24 protein-coding genes are annotated in these 26085 nt (G+C 70.5%); 6 read left to right on the top strand and 18 right to left on the bottom strand.

The window, feature by feature from the left end; genetic code table 11:
- Nucleotides 1-242 precede the first annotated feature (242 nt).
- Nucleotides 243-869: a TetR/AcrR family transcriptional regulator gene (locus tag ACIQRL_RS21960; RefSeq protein ID WP_401333838.1), complete on the bottom strand. Its 627-nt coding sequence runs from the start codon at nt 867-869 to the stop codon at nt 243-245.
- A gap of 214 nt (nt 870-1083) precedes the next feature.
- On the opposite strand from ACIQRL_RS21960, the gene ACIQRL_RS21955 reads away from it, so the two are divergent.
- From ACIQRL_RS21955 to atzF, 4 genes are all read left to right on the top strand, one after another.
- Nucleotides 1084-1908, top strand: coding sequence for an urea amidolyase associated protein UAAP1 (locus ACIQRL_RS21955; protein ID WP_401333835.1), 825 nt, complete (start codon nt 1084-1086; stop codon nt 1906-1908).
- Nucleotides 1905-2504, top strand: coding sequence for an urea amidolyase associated protein UAAP2 (locus tag ACIQRL_RS21950; protein WP_401333832.1), 600 nt, complete (start codon nt 1905-1907; stop codon nt 2502-2504). The genes ACIQRL_RS21955 and ACIQRL_RS21950 overlap by 4 nt, the downstream gene beginning before the upstream one ends.
- On the top strand, nt 2501-6028 hold the full coding sequence (locus tag ACIQRL_RS21945; protein WP_401333830.1) for a 5-oxoprolinase/urea amidolyase family protein: 3528 nt from the start codon (nt 2501-2503) through the stop codon (nt 6026-6028). Before ACIQRL_RS21950 ends, ACIQRL_RS21945 begins: the two co-directional genes overlap by 4 nt.
- 93 nt (nt 6029-6121) lie before the next feature.
- Complete coding sequence (gene atzF / locus ACIQRL_RS21940; RefSeq protein ID WP_401333827.1) at nt 6122-7786, top strand: allophanate hydrolase; 1665 nt, start codon at nt 6122-6124, stop codon at nt 7784-7786.
- A gap of 423 nt (nt 7787-8209) precedes the next feature.
- Here the strand turns inward: atzF and ACIQRL_RS21935 are convergent, their stop codons facing one another.
- The 6 genes from ACIQRL_RS21935 to ACIQRL_RS21910 all read right to left on the bottom strand — a co-directional run bounded on the left by ACIQRL_RS21935 (nt 8210) and on the right by ACIQRL_RS21910 (nt 14024).
- On the bottom strand, nt 8210-11071 hold the full coding sequence (locus tag ACIQRL_RS21935) for a DEAD/DEAH box helicase (protein WP_401333825.1): 2862 nt from the start codon (nt 11069-11071) through the stop codon (nt 8210-8212).
- Between the two features lie 40 nt (nt 11072-11111).
- Complete coding sequence (locus tag ACIQRL_RS21930) at nt 11112-12002, bottom strand: diacylglycerol kinase (protein ID WP_401333822.1); 891 nt, start codon at nt 12000-12002, stop codon at nt 11112-11114.
- A gap of 29 nt (nt 12003-12031) precedes the next feature.
- Nucleotides 12032-12976, bottom strand: coding sequence for a twin-arginine translocase subunit TatC (tatC, locus tag ACIQRL_RS21925; RefSeq protein ID WP_401333820.1), 945 nt, complete (start codon nt 12974-12976; stop codon nt 12032-12034).
- A 47-nt stretch (nt 12977-13023) separates the two neighbouring features.
- A complete protein-coding gene (tatA, locus tag ACIQRL_RS21920; RefSeq protein WP_401333817.1) occupies nt 13024-13314 on the bottom strand; it encodes a Sec-independent protein translocase subunit TatA in 291 nt (96 codons plus the stop codon).
- A 244-nt stretch (nt 13315-13558) separates the two neighbouring features.
- The gene (locus ACIQRL_RS21915; RefSeq protein ID WP_401333815.1) at nt 13559-13753 is read right to left on the bottom strand and encodes a hypothetical protein; all 195 of its coding nucleotides are present in this window, start codon (nt 13751-13753) and stop codon (nt 13559-13561) included.
- A gap of 10 nt (nt 13754-13763) precedes the next feature.
- Nucleotides 13764-14024, bottom strand: a complete 261-nt coding sequence (locus ACIQRL_RS21910) for a hypothetical protein (RefSeq protein WP_401333813.1) — start codon at nt 14022-14024, stop codon at nt 13764-13766.
- On the opposite strand from ACIQRL_RS21910, the gene ACIQRL_RS21905 reads away from it, so the two are divergent.
- On the top strand, nt 13969-14202 hold the full coding sequence (locus ACIQRL_RS21905) for a hypothetical protein (RefSeq protein WP_401334508.1): 234 nt from the start codon (nt 13969-13971) through the stop codon (nt 14200-14202). The two genes, ACIQRL_RS21910 and ACIQRL_RS21905, sit on opposite strands and share 56 nt — an antisense overlap.
- 82 nt (nt 14203-14284) lie before the next feature.
- On the opposite strand, the gene ACIQRL_RS21900 is transcribed toward ACIQRL_RS21905, so the two are convergent.
- The 6 genes from ACIQRL_RS21900 to ACIQRL_RS21875 all read right to left on the bottom strand — a co-directional run bounded on the left by ACIQRL_RS21900 (nt 14285) and on the right by ACIQRL_RS21875 (nt 20703).
- Nucleotides 14285-15310, bottom strand: coding sequence for a helix-turn-helix transcriptional regulator (locus tag ACIQRL_RS21900; RefSeq protein ID WP_401333810.1), 1026 nt, complete (start codon nt 15308-15310; stop codon nt 14285-14287).
- A gap of 16 nt (nt 15311-15326) precedes the next feature.
- Complete coding sequence (locus ACIQRL_RS21895) at nt 15327-16280, bottom strand: helix-turn-helix transcriptional regulator (protein WP_401333807.1); 954 nt, start codon at nt 16278-16280, stop codon at nt 15327-15329.
- A gap of 224 nt (nt 16281-16504) precedes the next feature.
- A complete protein-coding gene (locus ACIQRL_RS21890) occupies nt 16505-16876 on the bottom strand; it encodes an FKBP-type peptidyl-prolyl cis-trans isomerase (RefSeq protein WP_401333804.1) in 372 nt (123 codons plus the stop codon).
- Between the two features lie 60 nt (nt 16877-16936).
- Entirely contained in the window at nt 16937-17944 is a 1008-nt protein-coding gene (locus ACIQRL_RS21885; RefSeq protein ID WP_401333801.1) for an FKBP-type peptidyl-prolyl cis-trans isomerase, read from the bottom strand.
- Between the two features lie 128 nt (nt 17945-18072).
- Nucleotides 18073-19434, bottom strand: a complete 1362-nt coding sequence (gene pafA / locus ACIQRL_RS21880; protein WP_355769317.1) for a Pup--protein ligase — start codon at nt 19432-19434, stop codon at nt 18073-18075.
- A 9-nt stretch (nt 19435-19443) separates the two neighbouring features.
- The gene (locus tag ACIQRL_RS21875) at nt 19444-20703 is read right to left on the bottom strand and encodes an MFS transporter (protein WP_401333798.1); all 1260 of its coding nucleotides are present in this window, start codon (nt 20701-20703) and stop codon (nt 19444-19446) included.
- Between the two features lie 107 nt (nt 20704-20810).
- On the opposite strand from ACIQRL_RS21875, the gene ACIQRL_RS21870 reads away from it, so the two are divergent.
- The gene (locus tag ACIQRL_RS21870) at nt 20811-21824 is read left to right on the top strand and encodes a LacI family DNA-binding transcriptional regulator (protein ID WP_401333795.1); all 1014 of its coding nucleotides are present in this window, start codon (nt 20811-20813) and stop codon (nt 21822-21824) included.
- A gap of 124 nt (nt 21825-21948) precedes the next feature.
- Here the strand turns inward: ACIQRL_RS21870 and prcA are convergent, their stop codons facing one another.
- From prcA to dop, 5 genes are all read right to left on the bottom strand, one after another.
- A complete protein-coding gene (gene prcA, locus ACIQRL_RS21865) occupies nt 21949-22695 on the bottom strand; it encodes a proteasome subunit alpha (RefSeq protein WP_261702924.1) in 747 nt (248 codons plus the stop codon).
- Between the two features lie 57 nt (nt 22696-22752).
- Nucleotides 22753-23598 (bottom strand): proteasome subunit beta, encoded by an 846-nt coding sequence (prcB, locus tag ACIQRL_RS21860; RefSeq protein ID WP_401333791.1) that lies wholly within the window; start codon nt 23596-23598, stop codon nt 22753-22755.
- Nucleotides 23550-24143, bottom strand: a complete 594-nt coding sequence (locus ACIQRL_RS21855) for an endonuclease VII domain-containing protein (protein WP_401334461.1) — start codon at nt 24141-24143, stop codon at nt 23550-23552. The genes prcB and ACIQRL_RS21855 overlap by 49 nt, the downstream gene beginning before the upstream one ends.
- A gap of 33 nt (nt 24144-24176) precedes the next feature.
- Nucleotides 24177-24395, bottom strand: a complete 219-nt coding sequence (locus ACIQRL_RS21850) for a ubiquitin-like protein Pup (protein ID WP_261702927.1) — start codon at nt 24393-24395, stop codon at nt 24177-24179.
- A 155-nt stretch (nt 24396-24550) separates the two neighbouring features.
- Nucleotides 24551-26062: a depupylase/deamidase Dop gene (gene dop, locus ACIQRL_RS21845; protein WP_401333788.1), complete on the bottom strand. Its 1512-nt coding sequence runs from the start codon at nt 26060-26062 to the stop codon at nt 24551-24553.
- Nucleotides 26063-26085 lie beyond the last annotated feature (23 nt).

The raw sequence follows: 26085 nt of genomic DNA, 5'->3' as shown, positions 1-26085 counted from the left end.
AAACGGCATCTTCGGAACTTTTGGGAACAAGCGCACGAATACATCCCAACTCGGTGCGCTGCGGGCGAGCTTAGTCCGACCGGATCATCGCTGTGTCATATTCAGCAAGCACCTGAAATCGCCCATACGACTGGAGTACCCTCAGCCCCATTTGCACGCTGAGCCTCCGTTCGCACACGGTGCGTGATGACGTGCGGGCATGCGAAAACCGCGCCCGTCAGGGATGGAGCGGCGGTGCGAGCTCAGACTCCGGCGATGCGCAGCGCCGCGTCCGCCGTGGCCTCGGCGAAGGCGGACACCGGGCGCTGCGGATCCGAGCGGTGCACGAGGATGACCCCCTCGATCAACCCGAACAGCAGATCCGTCCGCAGATCCAGCTCACTCTTGGCGAGCGCGCCACCGGCCGCCGTCGCGGCGAGCAACTGACGGTAGGTGTCCTTGAGTTCGGCGCGTACGGCATGGAAGCCCGCGAAGCGTTCGGTGCGCACCTCGGGCAGCAGATAGAGGCCGCCGAGGTTGTGCGGGCCCCCGCAGAGCACCTGCACGTCGGCGCGGCACAGCTCCCACAGCCGGCCCTCAGCGGGCGCGGCGTCATCGGCGAGGAGCTCGCGTGCGAACGCCAGCGACGGTGTCACCGTGGACTCCAGGAGCTCGGCGAGCAGCTCCTCCTTGCCGGACACGTAGTGGTACATCGACGCCTGGCGCATGCCCGCCCGCTCGGCGACGGCCCGGGTGGTGGTGGCCGCGTACCCCCGCGTCGTGAACAACTCGGCCGCGGCGTCGAGCAGTTCGGCGCGCGGCGTCAGGCCGCTGTCCGGCCGCTGCGCGGCCCGTGGCCTGCCGACCCGTCGTGCGCCACCCGTTCCCATGCGTTCGATCCTCGCACACACGACATGCGCCGACGGGGGCCGCGACCCACGCGGCGCACACCGGGCGACGGCGTCCGGACCCGGCCGCCCCCGATGGCGAACCCTCCGTGAGGGACAGGTAACCGCGCGGCAACACACGGGACACGGCCGCGACCCACCCCGCACCTAATTTCTGTCGGGCGACAGAAATGACCCAGGAGCCGGAGGACCCGCGATGGCGACAGCGACCACCTACGGAGCACGCGACCACGCCCGCGCCCAGCAGGGAACCCGCGCGGAGGCCATGCCCGTGGTCCCCGCGGGCGACTGGCCGGCGCCGCCCTGCGAGGCGGGCCATCTGGTGTGGGCGGAGACCGTGGCGGGCGGCAACTACACGCACAAGGTGCTGGCCCGGGGCACCGAACTGCGCCTGACCGACCTCACCGGCGACGCCTGCGCGCACCTTCTGATCTACGTCGCGGACCGCCCGTGGGAGCGCCTGAACGTCGCCGACACCGTCAAGGTCCAGTGGAACGCCTATCTGGGCCAGGGGCAGTTGCTCCTCTCCGACCAGGGCCGGGTGCTGGCCTCGGTGGTCGCCGACTCCTCCGGACGGCACGACGCGCTGTGCGGCACCTCCACGCTCGTACGCAACACCGAGCGGTACGGGGACGGCACTCCGCAGTCCCCGTCCCCGGCCGGACGCGAGCTGTTCAAGCTGGCCGCCGCCAAGAACGGGCTCGGGCCCCGCGATCTGCCGCCCTCGCTCTCCTTCTTCCAGGGCGTGGAGATCCGCGAGGACGGCTCACCGGACTTCACCGGCTCGGCCGGCGCCGGCGGCAGCGTCACCCTGCGCGCCGAGCAGGACGTCACCGTGCTGATCGCGAACGTGCCGCACCCGTCCGATCCGCGCCCGGACTACACGAGCACCCCCCTGGAGGTGCTGGCCTGGCGCGCGCGGGCCACCGCGGCGGGCGACCCGCTGTGGGAGGCCACCCCCGAGGGCCGCCGCGCCTTCCTCAACACCGCCGAATTCCTTGCCACGAGGGGGCTCGCATGACCCACGTCACCGTCCCGGCCAGGGCCGCCTGGTCCGCGATCGTCCGCACCGGCCAGACGCTCACCGTCACCGATCTGCACGGCAACCAGGCCGTCGACTTCCTGGTGTACGACGCCGAGGACACCGCCGTCCGCTACAGCGCGCCCGACACGATCCAGGCGCAGGGGAACATCTTCCTGATCACGGGCAGTGTGCTGATGTCCAACGAGCACACCCCGCTGATGACCGTCGTCGAGGACGAGGTCGGCCGGCACGACACGGTAGGCGGCGCCTGCTCCAAGGAGTCGAACACCCTGCGCTACGGGCACCACACCTGGTCCCAGCACGCCTGCGTGGACAACTTCCTCGCGGAGGGCGCCCGTTACGGCCTCGGCAAGCGCGATCTCGTATCGAACATCAATTGGTACATGAACGTGCCGGTCGAGAAGGACGGCACCCTCGGCATCGTCGACGGCATCTCCGCGCCGGGACTGCGGCTGACCCTGCGCGCCGAACGCGATGTGATCGTGCTGGTGTCCAACTGCCCGCAGATCAACAACCCGTGCAACGGCTTCGAACCGACGGCGGTCGCGATGACGATCGGGGAGTCCGCATGACCTTCGACACCCTGCTGATCGCCAACCGCGGCGAGATCGCCGTCCGGATCATCCGCACGGCCCGCGAACTGGGCCTGCGCACGGTCGCCGTGTATTCCGACGCCGACCGCGCGGCGCCCCACGTCCGGCTCGCCGACGAGGCGGTACGGCTCGGGCCGGCCCCCGCGAAGGAGTCCTACCTCGACGGCGACCTGGTCCTGAAGGCGGCCAAGGACACCGGGGCCGGGGCCATCCACCCGGGATACGGCTTCCTGTCCGAGGACGCGGCGTTCGCGCGGCGCTGCGAGGACGCCGGGATCGTGTTCGTCGGGCCGACGCCGGAGCAACTGGAGCTGTTCGGCGCCAAGCACACGGCACGGGCGGCGGCCGAGGCCGCGGGAGTGCCGCTGGCTCCGGGCACCGGGCTGCTCGCCGGCCTTCCCGAGGCCCTGGAGGCGGCCGGGCGCATCGGCTACCCGGTCATGCTCAAGGCCACCGGCGGTGGCGGCGGCATCGGTATGTCGGCATGTCGATCCGCCGATGAACTGACCGAGGCCTGGGACCGGGTGCAGCGTGTCGCGGCTGCCTCCTTCTCCTCGGCCGGGGTCTTCCTCGAACGCCTCGTCGAGCACGCCCGTCATGTCGAGGTGCAGGTCTTCGGCGACGGCCGGGGCCGAGTCGTCACCTTCGGCGACCGCGACTGCTCGCTCCAGCGCCGCAACCAGAAGGTCCTGGAGGAGGCGCCCGCCCCGGGCCTGCCCTCCGCCGTCCGCGACCGACTCGCCTCGGCCGCACGTGAGTTGTGCGCCTCCGTCGGCTACCGCTCGGCCGGGACCGTCGAGTTCGTCTACGACGCCGCCCGCGAGGAGGCGTACTTCCTGGAGGTCAACACCCGTCTCCAGGTGGAACATCCGGTCACCGAGGAGATCTACGGCGTCGACCTGGTCGGCTGGATGCTGCGCCTCGCCCGGGGCGAGTCCGATGTCGTACGGGATCCGGGGAAGCCCCGCGGTCACGCCGTCGAGGCCCGGGTGTACGCCGAGGACCCCTCGCGCGAACACCGCCCGAGCGCCGGCCTGTTGACGCGGGTGGAGTTCCCCGGCGGCGTCCGCGTGGACGGCTGGGTCGAGACCGGCACCGAGGTGACCACCTCGTACGACCCGATGCTCGCGAAGATCATCGCGTACGGGCCGGACCGGGCGCACGCCCTGGAGCGGCTCGACGAGGCACTGGCCAGGACCCGGGTGGACGGCATCGAGACCAACCTCGGTCTGGTGCGGGCCGCGCTCGCCGAACCGCCCTTCCGGCGGGCGGCGCACTCGACCGCCACCCTCGCGGGTGTCACCGATCCCACCCCGCGCGTCGAGGTCATGTCCGGCGGCACGCTCACCACCGTGCAGGACTGGCCCGGCCGCACCGGCTACTGGCAGGTCGGGGTACCGCCGTGCGGCCCGATGGACGACCTCTCCTTCCGGCTCGGCAACCGTGCCCTCGGCAACCCCGAGGGCGCTCCGGGACTCGAATGCACCCTGCAGGGACCGGCGTTGAGGTTCACCCACGCCACGACGGTCTGCGTGACCGGTGCCCCCGCGCCGGTCACGGTGGACGGCTCACCCGTCGCCCGGTGGGAGCCGGTGACCGTGCCGGCCGGGGCGGTGCTGGAGGTCGGCGCACCCACCGAGCACGGCCTGCGCACCTATGTCCTGTTCGCGGGCGGCGGCCTGGACGTGCCCGCTTTCCTCGGCAGCGCCTCCACCTTCACCCTCGGCCGGTTCGGCGGCCACGGGGGCCGGACCCTGCGGACCGGTGACGTACTGCACGGCGGCGCGGTCACGGCCCTCGGGGCACCCGTGCCGCCCGGTGAGCGTCCCGGCTTCACGGCCGAGTGGCGGGTCGGCGCCCTCGAAGGGCCGCACGCCGCACCGGAGTTCTTCACCGAGGACGACATCCACGACTTCTACGCCGCCGACTGGAAGGTCCACTTCAACTCGGCCCGCACCGGCGTCCGGCTCGTCGGCCCGAAGCCCCGCTGGGCCCGCACGGACGGCGGCGAGGCCGGACTGCACCCGTCCAACATCCACGACACCCCCTACTCGGTCGGGGCCGTCGACTACACCGGCGACATGCCGGTGCTGCTCGGCCCGGACGGCCCCTCCCTCGGCGGCTTCGTCTGTCCGGCGACGGTCGTCAGCACGGAACGCTGGAAACTCGGCCAGCTCCGCCCCGGCGACACCGTGCGCTTCGCCCCGCTCGCCGACGACGGTTCGGCACGGCCCGCGATCGTCGACGGCGGGGTGCTGGCCCGGGACGGCGATGTGACGTACCGCCGCAGCGGCGACGACAACCTGCTCGTCGAGTTCGGGCCCATGCACCTCGACCTGGCCCTGCGCATGCGGGTCCACGCGCTGATGGAGGCGGTCACGGAGGCGGAGCTCGACGGCGTCACCGACCTGACGCCGGGCATCCGCTCGCTCCAGATCCAGGCGGACCCGCGCCGGCTGTCCCAGCGCGAACTCCTCGACACCGTACGGCGGACGGTCCGCGCCCTGCCCCCGAGCGACCAGCTCGTCGTTCCCTCGCGGACCGTCCATCTCCCGCTGTCCTGGGACGACCCGGCCACCCGCGAGGCCATCGCCCGCTACATGGCCGGTGTCCGCGACGACGCTCCCTGGTGCCCGTGGAACATCGAGTTCATCCGCCGGGTGAACGGCCTGGACTCGGTCGACGACGTGTACCGCACGGTGTTCGACGCGGAGTACCTCGTGCTCGGCCTGGGCGACGTCTACCTGGGCGCGCCGGTGGCCACCCCGCTCGACCCCCGCCATCGTCTGGTCACCACCAAGTACAACCCGGCCCGCACCTGGACCGCCGAGAACTCGGTCGGTATCGGCGGCGCCTACCTCTGCGTCTACGGCATGGAGGGCCCCGGCGGCTACCAGTTCGTCGGCCGTACGACCCAGGTGTGGTCGGGCTGGCAGCAGCGCGGCGCGTTCGAGCCGGGCTCACCCTGGCTGCTGCGCTTCTTCGACCGGATCAAGTGGTACCCGGTCGAGGCGGACGAACTCCTCGATCTGCGGGCCGACATCATCTCCGGCCGCTTCGTACCGCGCGTCGAGGAGGGCACCTTCTCGCTCTCCGCGTACGAGGACTTCCTCGCCGAGAACGCCGAGTCCATAGCGGAGTTCAGGTCCCGGCAGGGCGGCGCCTTCTCGGCCGAACGCGATGCCTGGGAGGCGGCGGGCGAGTTCACCCGCGCGGAGGCGGCCGCCGCACCACCGGCTCCGGCCGTCGAGGTGAGCGTCCCGGCGGGCGGCCGGCTGATCGAGGCCGAGTTCGCCGCGTCGGTGTGGCGGCTCGACGTGGAGCCGGGCGAGCGGGTGACGGCGGGGCAGCCGTTGCTCGCCCTGGAGGCCATGAAGATGGAGTCACGCGTCCCCGCGCCGATCGACGGCACGGTCCAGCGGATCCTCACCAAACCGGGCGCCCAGGTGGAAGCGGGCACGGCACTGCTGGTCCTGGCTCCCTTGGAACCGGCGGCATCCTGATCCCGCCCCTCACCGCCACCCGCACGAGCCACGCCGCCACGCACCGGGCCCGCACCCGTACCCGGTACCCCGTACCCCGTACAAGGAGTTCCGATGTCCGCCCTCACCCGAGTCCGCATGGCGTACGCCCGTATCGAGGCCGTGGACCGCCCCGAGATCTGGATCGACCTGCGCCCCCGGCCGGAGGCCGAGAGCGAAGCCCGTGCCGTGGACGCCCGGGTCGCCGCCGGCGAGCGCCTCCCGCTCGCCGGCCGGCTCCTTGCCGTGAAGGGCAACATCGACGTGGCCGGCCTGCCCACCACCGCCGGCTGCCCGGCCTACGCGTACACCCCGCGGGACGACGCCCCCGCGGTCGCCCGCCTGCGCGCGGCCGGAGCCGTCGTCCTCGGCACCACGAACCTCGACCAGTTCGCCACCGGCCTGGTCGGCACCCGCTCCCCCCACGGCGCCGTCCGCAACGCCCTGGACCCGGAAAGGATCAGCGGCGGCTCCAGCTCGGGATCGGCCGTGGCCGTGGCCCTCGGCATCGTCGACCTCGCCCTCGGCACGGACACCGCCGGCTCCGGCCGTGTTCCCGCCGCGTTCAACGGCATCGTCGGCCTGAAGCCGACCCGCGGCCTGGTGCCGACGGCCGGTGTCGTCCCCGCCTGTGCCTCGCTGGACTGCGTGACCGTGTTCGCCCGCACCCTCCCGGAGGCCGAACAGGCCCTCGCGCACCTGGCCTCCCCGTCCGGACGCGAGCTGCCGCCCCTGGTGCAGCGCGTGCCGGGCCCCTGGCGCGTCGCCGTCCCACCGACGGCACAGCTCGGCGAACTGGACGAGGGCTGGGCGGAGGCGTACGAGGCGGCGGTGCACCGGCTCGTCGCGGCCGGGGCCGAGGTGCGCACCCTCGACCTCACCCCGTTCACCGAGGCCGCCGCGATGCTCTACGAGGGCGCGTTCGTCGCCGAGCGCTACACGGCGGTGGGGAGCTTCGTCGACAAGCTGACCGCCGAGGGGGGCGCCGGACTCGACCCGACCGTCGCGGGGATCATCACCCGTGCCCGGGACATCCCGGCCCACCGGCTGTACGCCGACCAGGAGCGGCTGGCCTCCCTGCGCATCCGGGCGCTCGCCGAACTGGCCGACGCGGACGCGTTGCTCCTGCCCACGGCACCGGGCCATCCCACGCTCGCCGAGGTGGCCGCCGACCCGCTGGGCGCCAACGCCCGGCTGGGCCGCTTCACCAATTCCACGAACCTCTTCGACCTGGCGGCCGTCGCCGTCCCCGTCGGGCGGACTCCCGCCGGACTCCCCTTCGGCGTGATGCTGATCGGCCCGGCGTTCACCGACGAACGGCTGGCACGGATCGCCCGCTCGCTGGAGCCGCAGACGCGCCTCGCCGTGGTGGGGGCGCATCTGTCCGGCCAGCCGCTGAACACGCAACTGCTGTCCCTGGGCGCCCGCCTCGACCGTACGACCACCACCGCCGCCGTGTACCGACTGCACGCCCTGGCCACCAGCCCGCCGAAGCCGGGTCTCGTCCATGTCGGCGCGGGCGGCGCCGCCGTCGAGACCGAGGTGTGGACCCTCCCCGCCGACGGCCTCGGACGCCTGCTGGCGGCACTCCCCCGCCCGATGACGCTGGGCAGCGTCGAACTGGCCGACGGCAGCAATGTGCCCGGTTTCCTGTGCGAACCCGGCGCCCTGGCCGGGGCGCCCGACATCACGGAGTACGGCGGCTGGCGCGCGTACGTGGGCCGCCACCCGGCCCGCTGACCCACCCGGGTCCCCGACAGCACGCGCACGACCCGGGCGCGGAGCCGTGCGCCGCACCCCCGCCGAAAACGTGCGCCCGTAGAGTCGGCTGCCGAACAGACGGCCACCGGACGAACGTCACGCCAGGCGGCCCTGCCCGCGAACGCCGTCGGCCGACGCGGCCACTTCCTGCGGCCACACCCACCAGCAGACCCGGCCATGCCCCTGGCACAGCCACCAGCCGACCCCGACACCATCACAAGTGGCAGCCGCGCGGCGCCACCACCTCCACGGGCGACAGCCGCCGGGGCGCCCGTGCCCCGGTCACCGGGGCACGTGGGCGCCGAGCCGCGCCCGTCGCCACGTCGTCCGTCACCGGGTAAAGGCGGCGGCCGGCGGTGCGCCGCCCCCCCGAGGGATGACGGCGCACCGCTGGGGCGGGGCTCAGCCCACCGACGAGTACGCCACCACCCCGCGCAGCAAGGCCTCCACCGCCTTGCGGGCGTTCTTCGCGACCGTCGAGTTCCCGCTGCCCGAGACGGGTGCGGCGGCCGCGATCTGACCGAGGACGTCGATGACCTGCTTGCACCAGCGCACGAAGTCACCGGCCGGCATCTCGGCCTCGCGCAGCACCTCGTCGAGACCCTTGCCGGACGCCCATTCATGGGCGGCCCAGGCGAAGCCGAGGTCCGGTTCGCGCTGGCCGACGCCCTCGGTCTGGTTGATCCCGAAGTCCTCCTCCAGCGCGTCGAGACGGCCCCAGATGCGCACCATCTCGGCGAGCGCGGCCTTCGCCTTGCCGGAAGGCACCTTCGGCGCCATCGCGTCGTCGGCGACCCGGGACTCGTACACCAACGCCGAGACGCAGGCCGCGAGTTCGGCCGGGGAGAGCCCGTCCCAGATACCGGCGCGCAGGCATTCGCTGGCCAGCAGGTCGAGTTCGCCGTACAGCCGGGCGAGCCGCTTGCCGTGCTCGGTGACCTCGTCGGCGCGCAGATAGTCCAGCTCGGTGAGGAGCGCGACGATCCGGTCGAAGGTGCGGGCGATGGTGTTCGTCCGGCCCTCGATACGACGCTCCAACTGCGAGGTGTCGCGCTGCAGGCGGTGATAGCGCTCGGCCCAACGGGCGTGGTCCTCGCGGTCGTTGCACCCGTGGCAGGGGTGCGCGCGGATCACCGTGCGCAGCCGGGCGATCTCACGGTCGTCGGCGGCCTCGGCGCGCTTCTTGCGGTGCCGGTCCGGGACGATGTGCCCGGCCTTGGTGCGCAGGGCGGACGCCAGGTCCCGACGGGACTGCGGCGAACGCGCGTTGAACGACTTGGGGATGCGCATCCGGTCGAGCGCCTCGACCGGCACCGGGAAGTCCATCGAGGCCAGCCGCTTCACCTGGCGCTCGGCGGTGAGCACCAGCGGGCGGGGACCGTCGTGCTGCTCGAAGCCCCGGTGGCCGTTCGACCTGCCGGCGGGCAGCCCGGGATCGAGCACCAGCGCGAGTCCGGCGTACTTGCCGGTCGGCACATGGATCACGTCACCCGGCTTCAGCTTCTCCAGGGCGACGGCCGCTTCGGCGCGGCGCTCCGTCATGCCCCGCCGGGCCAACTCGGTCTCGCGGTCCTTGAGTTCGCGGCGCAGCTCCATGTACGCGTCGAAGTCGCCGAGATGGCAGGTCATGGACTCCTTGTAGCCCTCGAGACCCTCTTCGTTGCGCTGCACCTGCCGGGAGATCCCGACGACCGACTTGTCGGCCTGGAACTGCGCGAAGGACGTCTCAAGGAGTTCGCGCGAGCGGTGCCGCCCGAACTGCTCGACCAGGTTCACCGCCATGTTGTACGACGGCTTGAAGCTGGAGCGCAGCGGATAGGTGCGGGTGCCCGCGAGTCCCGCGAGGTGCTCGGGGCTGAAGCCGCGCTGCCACAGCACGACCGCGTGGCCCTCGACGTCGATGCCGCGGCGGCCCGCGCGGCCGGTGAGCTGGGTGTACTCGCCGGGGGTGATGTCGGCGTGCTGCTCGCCGTTCCACTTGACGAGCTTCTCCAACACCACCGAGCGGGCGGGCATGTTGATGCCCAGCGCGAGGGTCTCCGTCGCGAAGACCGCCTTGACGAGGCCCCGGACGAACAGTTCCTCGACGACCTCCTTGAAGGTGGGCAGCATGCCCGCGTGGTGCGCCGCGATGCCGCGCTCCAGACCCTCCAGCCACTCGAAGTAGCCGAGGACGTGCAGATCCTCGTCCGGGATCGAGGCGGTGCGCTCCTCGACGAGTTCACGGACGCGCACGCGCGCCGCGTCGTCGTTCAGCCGCAGACCGGCGTACAGACACTGCTGCACCGCGGCCTCGCAGGCCGCGCGGCTGAAGATGAACGTGATGGCGGGCAGCAGCCCTTCGCTCTCCAGCCGCTCGATGACCTCGGGACGGCCGGGCGTCCAGATGCGCGAGCGCTGTCTGCGCTCACGCTCCCGGTCGGCCTCGCGCATCGCGCGGCCCCGTTTCCGGTCCTGGTACGACGGGCGGCTCGCCTCCATGCGCGCCATACGCGCGAGGTCGGGGTTGACGGCCCTGCGCTGGCCCTCGCCCTCCTCGAAGAGGTCGTACATGCGCCGTCCGGCCAGCACATGCTGGAACAGCGGGACGGGCCGGTGCTCGGAGACGATCACCTGGGTGTCGCCGCGCACGGTGTCCAGCCAGTCGCCGAACTCCTCCGCGTTCGAGACGGTCGCCGACAGCGACACCAGGGTCACCGACTCGGGGAGGTGAATGATCACTTCCTCCCAGACGGCGCCGCGGAAGCGGTCGGAGAGGTAGTGCACCTCGTCCATCACGACGTAGCCGAGTCCGAGGAGGGTCTGCGAGCCCGCGTACAGCATGTTGCGCAGGACCTCGGTGGTCATGACGACCACCGGTGCCTCGGAGTTGACGCTGTTGTCGCCGGTGAGCAGGCCGACCTTGTCGGCGCCGTAGCGGCGGCACAGGTCGGCGTACTTCTGGTTGGAGAGTGCCTTGATCGGCGTCGTGTAGAAGCACTTCTTGCCCTGCTGGAGGGCGAGGTGGACGGCGAACTCGCCCACGATCGTCTTGCCCGAGCCGGTGGGCGCCGCCACCAGCACCCCCTTGCCCGCTTCGAGCGCCCGGCAGGCCTCGATCTGGAAGGGGTCGAGGCCGAAGTCGTACATCTCGCGGAAGGAGGCGAGCGCGGTGGCCTGCTCGGCAGCGCGCCTGCGTGCTGCCGCATACCGCTCGGCCGGTGAGAGGTCCTCTGTCATCGTGCTTTCGAGACTACCGGGAGCCACTGACATGAGGACGATCATTATCCGTATCAGATGCTGTGAAACATCGGATCCCCGCAGCTCAGGGAAGTGCGACGCGCACAGCCGCCGGTATGCAATCCGCCACGAGGGGCAGCGGTCCGAGCGGCTCCCCGTCGGCGTAGCCGGTGATGCCCTCGGCGAGGAGTTCGACGCGGGCCGCCCGGTGCACACTCACCACGGGATGCTCGACGTGGGTGCCCCGGTAGACCCTCGGGAAGATCTTGAGCAGCGTCGTGCGGGTGCAGTCCCCGACCACCGTGATGTCGAACAGCCCGTCGCCGAGGTCCGCGCCGGGACAGATCCTCATCCCGCCGCCGTACGACGATCCGTTGCCGACGGCCACGAGCGTGGCCTCGATCTCCCGCGTCTCACCGTCGTCCAGCGTGAGGCGGTAGGCGAAGGGCCGGAACGCGGCCAGTTCGGCGAGCATGGCGACGTCGTACTTGAAGCGGCCCGCGGGCAGCCGCATCCGGTTCCCGCGGTCGTTGACCCGGGAGTCGAACCCGGAGGCGAGGACGGTGCCGAACCAGGTGCCGTTCACCCGGCCCAGGTCGACATCACGCAGCCGGTCGGCCTTCAGGGCGTCGGCGATCAGGCGTCCCGAGGCCGCGGGGTCGCCCACCGGCAGGCCGAGGGCGCGCGCGAAGTCGTTGCCGGTCCCGGCGGCGACCAGACCGAGCGGGGTACGGGTCCCGGCGACCGCCTGGAGGGCGAGGTTCGCCATGCCGTCGCCGCCGACCGCGACGAGGGCACCGGTGCCGCCGGCCACCGGCTCGCGCGCCCGCGCGAGACCGTCCGCCGCGTCCTCGCCGAGGATCGTCCGGACGGAGAATCCCGCGGCGCGCAACGCGGAAGCGGCCGGCAGCGCCGCTCGGGCGCCCCGGCCGCTGCCCGCGGTGGGGTTGACGAAGAGGGTGATCTCGCTGGTCACAGGGTGACCCTACGAGGTCCGGGGCTTCGTCAGGTCACGTCGTCATAACCGTTGACCCGGTCCGTGGTGGCCTGCTCCGGAAGGGTCCGGCTGGCCGTCACGGTCTCGATCTCACCGATGTCCTCGGGGGTGAGGTCGAGCTCGGAGGCCTCGTCGTCGGCCGGTCCCTGGGCCTCGCGTCGGGCCCGACGCCGGTCGTTGAGCAACGAGACGGCGACGGCGACGAAGTAGAGCGCCCAGATCGGTGCCGCCAGCGCCAGCATCGTCATCGGGTCGGGGCTGGGTGTGGCCACGGCCGCGAAAGCGGTGATACCGATGATCATGACGCGCCACCAGCCCAGCATGCGCCGCCCGGACAGCACGCCGGTCAGGTTCAGCAGGATCAACAGCAACGGCATCTCGAAGGCGAGACCGAAGACGACGATCATGCGGGTGATCAGGTCCAGCAGGTCGTCCAGCGGCAACAGGTTCTCAGCACCGCTCGGCGTGAGGTCGATCATCACCTTGGCCGTGGTGGGCAGTACGTGGAACGCGAGAAAGCCGCCGCCGAGGAAGAGCGGAAAGCCGAGGCCGACGAACGCGTAGGCGTACTTCTTCTCGGTGCGGTGCAGGCCGGGGGCGACGAACGCCCACAGCTGGTACAGCCAGACCGGCGACGCGAGCACGACACCCGCCGTCAGGGCGACCTTCAGGGCCAGCGTGAAGGGCGCCAGCAGGCCGCTGACGGTGAGATGCGCGCAGTGCGTGTTCTTGGCCCGGGTCAACTCCCCGAATGACTGGTGACAGCCGATCTCATCGAGCATCGGCTTGGTGATGACGTCGATGATGTCCCTGTAGAAGAAGGCCGCGACGATCGTGACGACGAGGATCGCCAGGACACCCTTCGCGAGCCGGTTGCGCAGCTCACGCAAATGATCCGCGAGCGGCATCCGGCCCTCGGGATCCTTCTCCTCTTTGCGGGCGGACTTGAGCAACCCACATCCTCATCTCGTGCAACGGACCGGATGGCCCGGTCCTCGCGTCAGCGCTGGGTCGTGTCCGTGGGCTCGTTGACCGGGCGGGAGCTGGTCACGTCGCCGGGCGCGGCCTGGATCGTACGCTGGGCGGGAGTGGGCTCGTCGGCGGACTCGGCGGGCGTCGCGGTGGTGGGCTGCTTGCCCTCCTCCTTCATCGCCTTCGCCTCGCTCTTCAGGATGCGGGCGGACTTGCCGAGGGAGCGCGCCATGTCCGGCAGCTTCTTGGAACCGAACACGAGGAGGATCACCACAACGAGGATCAGCAGGTGCCACGGCTCAAGTCCGTTGCGGAACATAAGTCTTTACCTTCTCACCGAGGCTGCATGGTCGGGTGCTGCCCGATCAATCGGACGCGTGTCCGATCGATCGTGTTGTCAGCGATCGTAACGCTCAAGGGTGAACGCGGGGCAATCCCTGTGCGTACTCCCAGTTCGCGGCCCGCGCCTCAATCTCCGGACCGTGACCCTGAGCGTACCTGGCCCAGGCATGAAGTCGACAGGCTGGCGTGACGCATTGCTCATAGCGCATCCGTGGATCGACTCATACCGCGTCCATGGAACGTGCGACCCCGACAGCGGCCCGTTCCAGGTCGTCGGAGGCCGTGCCGATACGGCGTGCGGAGTCGGCCACCTGCCGTCCCAGACGCTCCGCTTCCAGGAAGACACGGACGGCGAGTACTCCGAGAACCGTGATTCCCAGAAAACCCGCGGCGATCGCAAACATCGGCCAGAACATGACGACGACCCTAGAGGGTGGAGTGCACCCTCAGTGTGCGGACCCCGCCCCCGGTGAGCAGTTCGACGATGCGCTCTCCGGCCGGCTTGCGGACGGCGGAGCCGCACGCGGGGCAGGTGAACGAGTAGAACGTGGTGCGGCTGCTGGCGCCGATGGCCAGCCGCAGGGCGCCAGGCGTGAGCTCGAAACCGGCCCGGCAGTCGGGACAGGCGGCCTTGAACAGCACCTCGACCACCCTGCGCATCCCGGCGAACGCCGTCCCGACGGACATCTCCGGCGCACCCGAGGGCGACCCCGCCCGCCCCGGCCTGCCCGGCGTCCCCGAGGACGCCCCGGTACGAACGGGCGTGCCCGGCGCTCCCGAGGGCACCCCGGTCCGTCCCGGCGTCCCCGGCGTCCCCGACGGCACCCCGCTGCGACCCGGCGTGCCCGATGACGCCCCGGTGTGACCCGGAACACCCGCCCGCCGCACGGCACCCGGCTTCCCCGAGGTGCCCGGCCCTCCCGGCCCACCAGACATCGACGACGTGCTCAAAGCTCTCGCTCCCGCCCCTCGTACGGTCCGTCCTCGACCCCTTCGAGCCCGTCCGTCCCGTCGTAGGCGGCGAGCGCCTCACGGGCCGCGCTCCGGGCGCTGTCCGCCAGGTCCCGCGGCGAGACGATCCGGCCGTCACCGCCGAGACGCAGGGCCAGCCGCCGCAGCGACGTGGGATCGGGGGTCCGCAGAGTGATACGCAGTCCGCCGTCCGGCAGCTCAACGGCGCTGTCGTGCGGGTAGTACTCGGCGACCCAGCGCCCGCCGGGACCGACCTCGACGACCACCTCGGGATCCTCGGCCGCGGGCTGGACCAGCCCCTCGGACAGGTCCCGCAGCTCGACCTCGGGCGGCGCGGACGGCTCGTCCAGGATGCGGATCTCGGCGACCCGGTCGAGCCGGAACGTGCGGCGCGCCTCCGAGCGGCGGCACCAGGCCTCCACATACGTGTGACCGACGCTGACCAGGCGGATCGGGTCGATCTCACGTTCGCTGAGCTCGTCCCGCGAGGGCGAGTAGTAGCGGATCCACAGCCGGCGCCGCTCCGAGATCGCCCGGTCCACGTCGGCGAAGACACCGCCCTCGGACTCGAAGGTCACCGACAGCCGGGAGCTGGCGCCCGCCGCCTCCCCCGAGGCGGCCTCCACCTTGGCGGTGGCCCGCAACAGCGCCTGACGGTCTCCCTCGCGCAGGCCGGGCAGGGTGGACACCGCGCGGGCGGCCACCAGCAGCGCGGTCGCCTCGTCGGCGGCGATCCGCAACGGCTCGGCGACGTCGTCGGGGTTGTGCCACCAGATCCGGTCGCCGTCGGTGTCGATGTCGAGGAGATCCCCGCCGCGGAAGCTGGTCCCGCACAGCGGCAGCACGTCGAGGTCCGAGATCAGCTCGTCCTCGGTGATCCCGAAGGCACGGGCGACATCGCCGACACGGGCGCCGGGGCGCTCGCGCAGATACGTCACCAGGGAGAGCATCCGCCGCGTCTGGTCGATGGCGTTCGTGGGCCTGGCCGGTTTTCCTGCCACTTTCTTGACTTTCCCCTCAGCCCTTGGCCACGGCGCGCAGCCGGTCGACCACATCGGCCCGCAGTTCGGCGGGCTCCACGACCACCACGTCCGGCCCGAACTCGACGAGCCAGGCGTCCAGTCCGTGCCCGTACGGAATCTCCAACTCGTCCCAGCCCCCGCCCAGTTCCCGCACCGAGACCGCCTTGGCCCGCAGCGGGTAACCCGAGCCGGAACGCAGCCGGATCAGGGCCGAGCGGTCGGTGATCTCCCCCGCCCAGCCGGCGACCGTCTCGCGCACGGTGACGACATCGGGCACCTCGGCCGTGTACTTGCCCGCACGCGCGCGGACCTTGCCGGTGATCCGCGAGAGCCGGAAGACACGCTCGGCGGCCCGGTCGCGGTCCCAGCCCGCGAGATACCAGTGGCCGCGCCAGCACTCCAGGGCCCAGGGCTCGACATGCCGGGTCTCGGGATGCGCGGCGGTGGCCTTGCGGTAGTCGAAGACGACCGGGCGGCGGTCACGGCACGCGAGCATCAGGGGCTCGAAGGCGGCCTCGTGGACGGGGATGTGCGGCTCCAGGGCGCCATGGGAGCCGTACGGGTCCACGTCCTCGGGCAGACCCGCGGCGCGCAGCTTCTGGAGCGCTCCGCTCGCGGCACCGGCGAGCCGCGCCTGCTGCCAGACCTTGGCGGCCAGCCCGAGGGCGGCGGCCTCCTCGGCGTCGAGGGTGATCGGCGGCAGGCGGTTGCTGTCCCGGCGGGCTAGGTAGCCGACCTCGCCGTCGAGGTTCTCCACCGTCTCGATGACCAGGCCGAGTTCGCGCAGATCGTCCTTGTCCCGCTCGAACATCCGGTTGAAGGAGTCGTCCGAACCGGCTTCCAGATAGGCCTCGATGGACTCGCGGAGTTCGCGCTTGCTGAGCGGCCGCCGCGTCCCGAGCAGACACAGTGCGAGGTTCATCAGCCGCTCGGCCTTGGCAATGGCCATCGACGCCCTTCCTATGGTGCTTCCGACCGATGACCGTACCGCTCCGGAGTGGCGCGGCAAAAGCCGAGGGCCCATGCCCCGACAGGCATGGGCCCCAGATGATCGGATCCGGTCAGACCCTGATCACGCGGCGTACGAAGATCGGACCGGACGCCTGTCCATGATCCGCCCTTCACGATCCGTTCCTCCGGACGACCGGACCGCGGTGCGGTCCGGTGCCGGTCTCAGACCGCGACCAGGTCGCAGACGAAGATCAGCGTCTCGCCGGGGGCGATGGCACCGCCCGCGCCACGGTCGCCGTACGCGAGGTGCGCCGGGATGACCAGCTGGCGGCGACCGCCGACCTTCATGCCCTGCACGCCCTGGTCCCAGCCACTGATGACCTGGCCGACGCCGAGCTGGAACGACAGCGGAGCGCCGCGGTTCCAGGAGGCGTCGAACTCCTCGCCGGTGGAGAAGGCCACGCCCACATAGTGGACCTTGACGTGGTCGCCCTTCTTGGCGACCGCGCCGTCACCCTCCCAGATGTCCTTGATCTCGAGGTCCGCCGGGGGCTCGCCGCCCGGGAAGTCGATCTCGGGCTTCTCGATGCTCACGTCTTTGCTCCTGCTTGTGTACGTATGGGCAACACTGACAGTCTTACATCACCGAGGCAGTTACATCTTCGCCAGGATGTCGACCGAGAAGACGAGCGTGGAGTCCTTCTTGATACCGCTGCCGGCCGGCGGGTTGTCCCCGTAACCCAGCTTCGGCGGGATCACGATGAGAACGCGGCTGCCCACCTTCTTGCCGGTCAGCCCCTGCGCCCAGCCCTTCACGACCTGCTGCAGCGAGAACGACGTCAGCTGGCCCCGCTGATACGTGGAGTCGAACTCCTTGCCGCTGTCCCAGAGCACACCCTCGTACTGCACCAGGACAGCGCTGTCGGCCTTGACCACGTCACCGTCGCCCTCGATCACATAGTTCGCCACGAGCGCCGTCGGAGGCTTCGACTTCGGTACCGTGATCTTGGGGGCGGCGCCGTCCGTATTGGTCCCGACCTTCGGCAGCGCCGCGTCGCTCTGCGCGACGTTCTTGCCCTTGGCGGAGCTCTTCGCGTTGAACGTGTTCTCGATGTCGACGACGAAGACCAGCGTGTCGGTGCCCTTGATACCCGCCTTGGTGTTGCCCTGAGTGCCATAGCCCCAGGTCGGAGGAACCGACATCTCGACACGGCTGCCGGCCTTCTTGCCCACCAGGGCATAGCGCCAGCCGTCGATGATGCCGCCCTGCGCGAGCTGGATGACCAGCGGCTCCTTGCGGTCGTAGGAGTTGTCGAAGACCTTCGCCGTGGCCCAGATCTGACCCAGATAGTTGGCCTGGATGTAGTCGTTCTCCGCGACCGTCTGACCACCGCCCGCGATGACCGTCCTGACCGCGAGGTCCTTCGACGGCTCCCCCGTGCCCTTGGCGACGGTCGGCTTCTCGCCGAACTTCGTCCCGGCGGTGATCGCCGGCAGCGGACCGTCGACGATCTTCGGCGGCGGCGGCGCGGAGGCCGCGGCCGAGGCCGAAGGCGACGGACTGCTGCTGGACTTGGCCGTGTCTGACTTGCCGTCGTCACCGCATCCGGCGAGTGTGACCAGTCCAGCGGGTACGGAGAGAAGGAGTGAGCGTCGGCGCACGGTGAGGGCCTCGTATCGGTCGATCTTGGTTGATGGCGTGCGCGCAACTCTACGACGTGAGAAGAGCGCCGTACGGAAAACGTACGGCGCCCCGCGTTGCGTTCCGCTTCACCCGCGGAACTCCCGGCTCACATTCCGGCGATGAGCTTCTCCACCCGGTCGTCCACCGAACGGAACGGGTCCTTGCACAACACCGTGCGCTGTGCCTGGTCGTTGAGCTTCAGGTGCACCCAGTCGACGGTGAAGTCCCGGCGCTGCTCCTGAGCACGCCGGATGAAGTCACCGCGCAGCCGCGCCCGAGTGGTCTGCGGCGGCACCGACTTGCCTTCGAAGATCTTCAAGTCGTTGCAGATCCGCGCGGCTTGCCCCTTCCTCTCCAGCAGGTAGTAGAGGCCACGACGACGGTGGATGTCGTGGTAGGCGAGGTCTATCTGCGCGACCCGGGGGTGCGACATGGTCATGTTGTGCTTGGCCCGGTACCGCTCGATGAGCTGGTACTTCATGACCCAGTCGATCTCGGTGCCGATCCGGTCGAGGTCCTCGGCCTCGATCGAGTCGAGCACCCGGCCCCACAGTTCGAGCACCTGGTCGACGGTTCCGGTCCGGATGCCGCGGCGCTCGACGAAGTCCACGGCCTTCTCGTAGTACTCGCGCTGCACCTCGAGCGCGGAGGCCTCGCGGCCGCTGGCCAGACGCACCTTGCGACGGCCCGTGATGTCGTGGCTGACCTCGCGGATCGCCCGAATGGGGTTCTCCAGGGTGAGGTCCCGCATGACGGTGCCCGCCTCGATCATGCGCAGCACGAGGTCGGTGGCACCGACCTTGAGGAGCATGGTCGTCTCGGACATGTTCGAGTCACCGACGATGACATGGAGCCGACGGTAGCGCTCGGCGTCCGCGTGCGGTTCGTCACGCGTGTTGATGATGGGCCGGGAGCGGGTCGTCGCGGAACTGACGCCCTCCCAGATGTGCTCGGCTCGCTGACTGACGCAGTACACGGCACCGCGCGGGGTCTGCAGCACCTTGCCGGCACCGCACAGCAACTGCCTCGTGACGAGGAACGGAATGAGAATGTCCGCGAGCCGGGAGAACTCCCCGTGCCGGGCCACCAGATAGTTCTCGTGGCATCCGTAGGAGTTGCCTGCCGAGTCGGTGTTGTTCTTGAACAGATAGACGTCGCCCGCGATTCCTTCCTCGTGCAGGCGTCGTTCGGCGTCCACCAGGAGTCCTTCGAGAATGCGCTCGCCGGCCTTGTCGTGGGTGACGAGCTCCGTCACGTTGTCACATTCGGGTGTCGCGTATTCCGGATGTGATCCCACGTCGAGATAAAGGCGGGCACCGTTCCGCAGAAAGACATTGCTGCTGCGGCCCCATGACACGACACGGCGGAAGAGGTACCGCGCCACCTCGTCGGGAGACAGGCGCCGCTGTCCCCTGAACGTACACGTGACGCCGTACTCGTTCTCCAGCCCGAAAATGCGGCGGTCCATGACTGAACATTACGCCCGATCCCCTGAGCTGAAACGGGGTTCGACGGCTCGGTTTGGATCATTTTCCGATGAGACCGCAACGACCGCACCCCTCCCGGTAGCTGCGAGGACCCGGCCCGTGGCCAGCAGAACCACCAGCGCGGCGGCGCCGGCGACCCCCGGAACGGCGAAGCCCCGGGCCGCCCCGCCCCACTCGACCACCGGCCCCGCGAGGCCCGTTCCGACCGACGCGCCCACGGTGAACGTCGTCACAAGCCAGGAGAAAGCCTCGGTGACGGTACCGGCCGGAGCGTGCCGGTCCACCAGCACGAAGGCGCAGGCGATGCAGGGCGCGAGGAACACCCCGGCGAGCGTCGCCAGAGCCGTCATCGCCACCGGACCGGGCACCAGCATCAGCGGGACGTAACACACCGCCAGAAGGGCCACGAGCACCCGCAGCCGCCGCTCCGGAGCCCCGCCCCACCGACGCGCGCCGTAGACCAGGCCGCCCAGCAGCGCGCCGAGGCCGATGCCCGCCATCAGCCAGCCGTACACCGCGTCCCCGCCGTGCGCGTCGGCGTACGACAGCGCGGCGACCGTGATCGAGCCGAGCGCGATCCCGACGAAAAGGAAGGCCCCGAGCAGGGCCAGCAGCCCGGGTGAACGCAGGGCTCCGAGCCAGTGCGCCTCACGCGGCGCCGAACGCCACGCGCGCGAGGGCGGCGAGAGGACCACGGAGAGGGCGCCCAGGACACCGATGACGCTCAGGATCAGCAGCGCCGCCCGCGCGGACCAGAGCGAGACGCACAGCGTCACGAGCAACGGCCCGACGGTGAACATGACTTCCTGCGCCACCGCGTCCATCGCGTACGCGGTGTGCACCTGCTCCTCCTTGCGCAGCACGGAGGGCCACAGCGCCCGCAGGCCGCCCTCCAGGGGAGGCGTGAAGAGCCCGGCCACGGCCATCGCGGCGCAGGCGAGGCCCGGCCGGTCCGTCCCGACGAAGGCGAAGACGACCATCCCGAGGGCCGAGACGACCGCCGCGGGCAGTTGCACCCGCGGTTGCCCGTAGAGGTCCACGAGCCGACCGAGCAGCGGCTGTCCGACCGCGTTGGCCACCCCGTACACGGCGGCGAGCGCGCCCGCCAGGCTGTACGTGCCGCCCTCGGCCCGCACGAACAGCACGACGGCGATGGCCGCCGTGGCGTTCGGCAGCCGCCCCACCAACGTGCCGACGAGCAGCCGGGCGGCGTGCCTCGCCCTGAGGATCTCCAGGTATCCCGTGGCCATGGCTTGCCCTTCCGGTAGCGCGCGACGTAGAGGTGTTACGTATAACGCCTCCCACCATACGTACCATGTGCGCTGTCCAGGAGTCCAGACGAAGGAGCACGCCGACGGTGGCAAGAGGTAGTACGCGCCCCACGAGCCGGGACGTCGCCGAGGCCGCCGGGGTGTCCCAGGCCGCCGTCTCCCTCGTCCTCGGCGACAAGTGGCGCGGCAGGGTCTCACCGGCGACAGCCGAACGCGTCCGCGACGCGGCCCAGGAACTCGGCTACCGCCCGAACCTGGCCGCCCGCAACCTCCGCCTCGGCCGCACCCGCACCGTCCTCCTGGTGGTCCCCGCGCTCACCACGGAGTTCTTCGCCGGCGTCTACACCGGCGCGGCCCGCGTGGCCGCCCAGCACGGCTTCGGCGTGGTCCTCTACCCCTCCCCCGAGGGCATCGGCCCCGCCCGCGACCCCTTCGGCTCCGCCCAGGCCGCCCTCGACGGCGTGATCGCCTCCTCCATGGCGGCCGACGCCCTCACCGCGATCCGCGGCGACCAGCTCCCCCTCGTCATGCTCGACAGCGACCCGGCCGGCAGCCAGGGCGCCGCGACCGTCAACCTCGACATCGCCGACGGCGTACGCCAGGTCACCGGCCACCTCCTCGAACTGGGCCACCGCCGCTTCCTCCACCTCGCCGCCGACATCCCGTCCTGGACCTTCGAGGTCCGCGCCCGGGAGGTGGCCTCCTGCCTCGTCGAGGTCCCCGGAACCAGCCTGCGGGTCGCCCGGGCGCCCATCTCCTTCGAGGACGCCCTGGCGGCGGCCCAGACGGCCCTGTCCGCCCCGGGACCGCGCCCCACCGCGGTGATCTGCGACGACGACAAACTGGCCGCGGGCGCCTACAAGGCGGCCCGCCGCCTCGGCCTGCGCATCCCCGACGACATCTCCATCACCGGTCTCGACGACCTCGCCCTGGCCCGCGCCCTCGACCCGGAACTCACGACGGTCCGCCTCGACGCCGAACGCTTCGGCGAACAGGGCATGAAGGCCCTCCTGGCCGTCCTGGACGGCCGCACACCGCCCCAGGAGGACATCCCTGTCGAACTGGTCGTACGGGGCTCCACGGCCCCTCCAGCCACCTAGGCGCCGCCCTCGCCCCGGGCCCACGAGACCCGGCCACGCATACGGAAGGGGCCGCGCCGGTGTGCACCGGGGCGGCCCCTTCCGTATGAGCACCCGACGGACGGGCGCGAGGTCGGACGTGACCTCACTCGTCGTCGTCGGCGTCCTCGGCCTCCGTCGCGGTCTCCGCTCCTCCGGCCTCCAGCAGCCGGCCCAGCTGACGGCCCACGATCCGCTTGAACTTCCGCTTCTGCGGCCGCGTCCGGTCCAGCACCGCGACCTCCAGCCGCTCCGCCGGAATCTCCCGCTCGCCACCGTTCGGCTCCCGGGACAGCGACTGAACAGCCAGCTTCAAAGCCTCCGCCAGGGACATCCCGTCCCGGTGCTGGGTGTCCAGATACGTGCTGATCTGCTCGGCATTGCCGCCCACGGCGACCGAACCGTGCTCGTCCACGATCGAACCGTCGTGCGGCAGCCGGTAGATCTGGTCACCGTCGGGCGTGTCGCCCACCTCGGCGACCACCAGCTCCACCTCGTACGGCTTCTCCGCCGCCGACGAGAAGATCGTGCCCAGCGTCTGGGCGTACACGTTGGCGAGACCACGGGCGGTCACGTCGTCACGGTCGTACGTGTAACCGCGCAGGTCGGCGTAGCGCACACCGCCGATCCGCAGGTTCTCGTACTCGTTGTACTTGCCGGCGGCCGCGAAGCCGATCCGGTCGTAGATCTCGCTGAACTTGTGCAGCGCGCGGGACGGGTTCTCGCCGACGAACACGATGCCGTCGGCATACTGCAGCACGACCAGGCTGCGGCCACGCGCGATGCCCTTGCGGGCATACTCCGCCCGGTCGGCCATCGCCTGCTGGGGTGAGACATAGAACGGAGTCGACACCGGCTATCCGTCCCTTTCTGTCGAAGTCACTGGATCACCTGGGAAAAGAGACCGGTCTCAGAGCAGCGCGGCGCGCGGGCCGTCGGGCTGCTCGAGTCGCCGCTCCAGGATCGCTCGGGCGATCTCCGAGGACTCCTCGTCGGTGAGCCGGCGGAAGCCGCTCTCGGTGATCACGGTGACGATCGGGTAGATCCGGCGCGCGACATCGGGACCACCGGTCGCCGAGTCGTCGTCCGCCGCGTCGTAGAGGGCCTGGACGACCAGCGTCGTGGCCTGGCTCTCCGTCAGGTCCTTGGCGTAGAGCTTCTTCATGGCACCGCGCGCGAAGATCGAGCCGGAGCCCGTGGCCGCGTAGCCGTGCTCCTCGGAGCGGCCGCCGGTGACGTCGTAGGAGAAGATGCGGCCCCGGTCGCGGTCCACGTCGAAGCCCGCGAACAGGGGGACCACGGCGAGGCCCTGCATGGCCATGCCGAGGTTGGAACGAATCATCGTGGACAGGCGGTTCGCCTTGCCCTCCAGGGAGAGCGTGGCGCCCTCCACCTTCTCGAAGTGCTCCAGTTCCAGCTGGAACAGCTTCACCATCTCGACAGCCAGACCAGCCGTACCGGCGATGCCCACCGCCGAGTACTCGTCGGCCGGGAACACCTTCTCGATGTCGCGCTGGGCGATGACGTTCCCCATCGTGGCCCGCCGGTCACCGGCGAGGACGACTCCGCCGGCGAACGTGACGGCGACGATGGTCGTGCCGTGCGGGGCCTCGATGACACCCTGCACGGGCGGCAGTTGCCGCTTGCCGGGGAGCATCTCCGGCTGGTGCTCGGACAGGAAGTCCATGAAGGACGACGACCCGGGCGTCAGGAAGGCAGCCGGTAGACGCCCGGTGCTACGAGTGTTGGCTTCCACGGGGATCCTTCCAAGTAGGCGGCAGCCCGACGAACTGCGTCGGGATCATCTCCCAACTTGCCGATGGCCGAATTGCAGTTGAAGCACAGTACGCCACGGACACTACCCGTCTTGTGGCAGTGATCCACATGAATGGCGGGAGCTTTCAAACAGATCACGCGGAGGCCCATCTGCGAGGCCACCATCTCGTCGCGTTCGGCTTCGGTGAGGCCGTAGTGGCGTTTGAGGTGTCCCGCACGTCCTTGCACTGCTTTACAAGCCTTGCAGCGCGTCGCGAGGCCGTCGGAGGCGGTCGCGTCGCGATGCCAGTCACTGTGGGGCTTGATTTCCCCACACCCTCGGCAGTGCTTGTGGCCTTCGGGCACCTTCACCCTCGGCCTGACATTCTTGCCCTTTGCCAGTTGCCGGGCCTGGTGGTACGCCGCCCAGCACTGTCGGCAGTAAGCCTGCAGCCCGTCAGAGGCCGCCTTGTCGCTGGCGAAGGCCGCTCGCGGCTTGGACTCCTTGCACCGCGAGCAGCACTTCACACCTTCTTCGATTGCCAGCCTCAAATCCCCCGTTTACCTCCGATTCGAAGGTTACTCGCCGCCCTTCTGAACGAAACTTCGAACGAAGTCCTCGGCGTTTTCCTCGAGTACATCGTCAATTTCGTCAAGAACCGAGTCGACATCGTCGCTCAGCTTTTCCTGGCGTTCCTTGAGGTCGTCGGTCGCCTGCGCGTCCTGCGACTGTTCCTCGACCTCCTCGGTGGAACGCGTCGCCTTCTGCTGTCCGCCGCCGGTGTCCTTGGTCGCCATAACCCTCACCCCGCTCGGTTCGACGTTCTTGATCAGACCCTACAAGCAGGGTCCGACATCGGCCCCGCAGTTGTCACAACGTACGGGGGCCACCTCGATGATTCCCGTAACGCCGGTATTCCACCCTGTCCGGCCGGTGCCGTCCGGGTGGAAGCTCAGTTGCCGGAGAGGACCCTGACCAGGTCCTCGGCCGTCCGGCAGCGGTCCAGGAGCTCCTTGACGTGATTACGCGTTCCGCGAAGGGGCTCCAGGGTTGGGACGCGCTGGAGCGAGTCCCGGCCGGGCAGATCGAAGATCACCGAGTCCCAGGAGGCCGCCGCGACGTCGTCCGCGTACTGCTCCAGGCAGCGCCCGCGGAAGTACGCGCGGGTGTCCTCGGGCGGCGTCGTGCGGGCCCGCTCGACCTCGCTCTCGTCCAGCAGTCGCTTGATCTTGCCCCGGGCCGCGAGACGGTTGTAGAGGCCCTTCTCGGCCCGTACGTCGGCGTACTGGAGATCGACGAGGTGCAGCCGGGCGGCGTCCCAGTCGAGGTCGTCACGGCGCCGGTAGCCCTCCATGAGCTCCCGCTTGGCTACCCAGTCGAGCTCTCCGGCCAGGCTCATCGGGTCGTTCTCCAGGCGGTTCAGGGTGTCCTCCCAGCGCAGCAGGACGTCCTTGGTCTGCTCGTCCGCGTCCGCCCCGAACCGCTCCTCCACGTACTTGCGGGACAGTTCGAAGTACTCCATCTGGAGTTGCACCGCGGTGAGGGTGCGTCCGCTGCGGAGCGTGACCAGGCGCTTGAGGGTCGGGTCGTGGGAGACCTGGTGGAGGGTGCGTACGGGCTGGTCGACGGCCAGGTCGACGGCGATGAAGCCGTCCTCGATCATGGAGAGGACCAGTGCCGTCGTGCCGAGCTTGAGATAGGTCGAGATCTCGGAGAGGTTCGCGTCCCCGATGATCACGTGCAGCCGGCGGTACTTCTCCGCGTCGGCGTGCGGTTCGTCTCGGGTGTTGATGATGGGGCGCTTGAGTGTGGTCTCAAGGCCCACCTCGACCTCGAAGTAGTCGGCGCGCTGGCTGAGCTGGAAGCCGTGCTCGTGCCCGTCCTGACCGATACCGACGCGGCCCGCTCCGGTGACGACCTGGCGTGAGACGAAGAACGGCGTCAGGTGCCGCACGATGTCCGAGAAGGGGGTCTCCCGCTTCATCAGGTAGTTCTCGTGCGTGCCGTACGAGGCGCCCTTGTTGTCGGTGTTGTTCTTGTAGAGGTGGATCGGCTGGGCACCGGGGAGCTGGGCCGCTCGCTCGGCGGCCTCCGCCATGATGCGCTCGCCGGCCTTGTCCCACAGGACGGCGTCCCGCGGGTTGGTGACTTCGGGGGAGCTGTATTCCGGGTGTGCGTGGTCGACGTACAGCCGTGCACCGTTGGTGAGGATGACATTGGCCAGGCCGATGTCCTCGTCGGTGAGCTGGCTGGAGTCGGCGGTCTCCCGGGCGAGGTCGAAGCCTCGCGCGTCCCGCAGCGGGTTCTCCTCCTCGAAGTCCCAGCGGGCGCGGCGCGCCCGGTGCATCGCCGCCGCGTAGGCGTTGACGATCTGGGACGAGGTGAGCATGGCATTGGCGTTGGGGTGACCGGGGACGGAGATCCCGTACTCCGTCTCGATGCCCATTACTCGCCGTACGGTCATGCGGCCCTCCTTGCCCGGCGGCG

It is taken from the genome of Streptomyces sp. NPDC091209 (assembly GCF_044757755.1).
Classification (GTDB): Bacteria; Actinomycetota; Actinomycetes; order Streptomycetales; family Streptomycetaceae; genus Streptomyces.
The sequence above is the reverse complement of the archived record's forward strand: the minus strand, read 5'-3'. Positions and strand labels throughout refer to the sequence as shown.

What these genes read in the sequence shown, in the direction of transcription:
- atzF (WP_401333827.1), top strand. Translation starts at nt 6,122, where the DNA reads ATGTCCGCCCTCACCCGAGTCCGCATGGCGTACGCCCGTATCGAGGCC.
- dop (WP_401333788.1), bottom strand. Translation starts at nt 26,062, where the DNA reads ATGACCGTACGGCGAGTAATGGGCATCGAGACGGAGTACGGGATCTCC.
- tatA (WP_401333817.1), bottom strand. Translation starts at nt 13,314, where the DNA reads ATGTTCCGCAACGGACTTGAGCCGTGGCACCTGCTGATCCTCGTTGTG.
- ACIQRL_RS21910 (WP_401333813.1), bottom strand. Translation starts at nt 14,024, where the DNA reads ATGTCCGTCGGGACGGCGTTCGCCGGGATGCGCAGGGTGGTCGAGGTG.
- pafA (WP_355769317.1), bottom strand. Translation starts at nt 19,434, where the DNA reads ATGGACCGCCGCATTTTCGGGCTGGAGAACGAGTACGGCGTCACGTGT.
- ACIQRL_RS21875 (WP_401333798.1), bottom strand. Translation starts at nt 20,703, where the DNA reads ATGGCCACGGGATACCTGGAGATCCTCAGGGCGAGGCACGCCGCCCGG.
- ACIQRL_RS21935 (WP_401333825.1), bottom strand. Translation starts at nt 11,071, where the DNA reads ATGATCGTCCTCATGTCAGTGGCTCCCGGTAGTCTCGAAAGCACGATG.
- ACIQRL_RS21960 (WP_401333838.1), bottom strand. Translation starts at nt 869, where the DNA reads ATGGGAACGGGTGGCGCACGACGGGTCGGCAGGCCACGGGCCGCGCAG.
- ACIQRL_RS21850 (WP_261702927.1), bottom strand. Translation starts at nt 24,395, where the DNA reads ATGGCGACCAAGGACACCGGCGGCGGACAGCAGAAGGCGACGCGTTCC.
- ACIQRL_RS21915 (WP_401333815.1), bottom strand. Translation starts at nt 13,753, where the DNA reads ATGTTCTGGCCGATGTTTGCGATCGCCGCGGGTTTTCTGGGAATCACG.
- ACIQRL_RS21950 (WP_401333832.1), top strand. Translation starts at nt 1,905, where the DNA reads ATGACCCACGTCACCGTCCCGGCCAGGGCCGCCTGGTCCGCGATCGTC.
- ACIQRL_RS21945 (WP_401333830.1), top strand. Translation starts at nt 2,501, where the DNA reads ATGACCTTCGACACCCTGCTGATCGCCAACCGCGGCGAGATCGCCGTC.
- ACIQRL_RS21895 (WP_401333807.1), bottom strand. Translation starts at nt 16,280, where the DNA reads ATGGCCATTGCCAAGGCCGAGCGGCTGATGAACCTCGCACTGTGTCTG.
- ACIQRL_RS21955 (WP_401333835.1), top strand. Translation starts at nt 1,084, where the DNA reads ATGGCGACAGCGACCACCTACGGAGCACGCGACCACGCCCGCGCCCAG.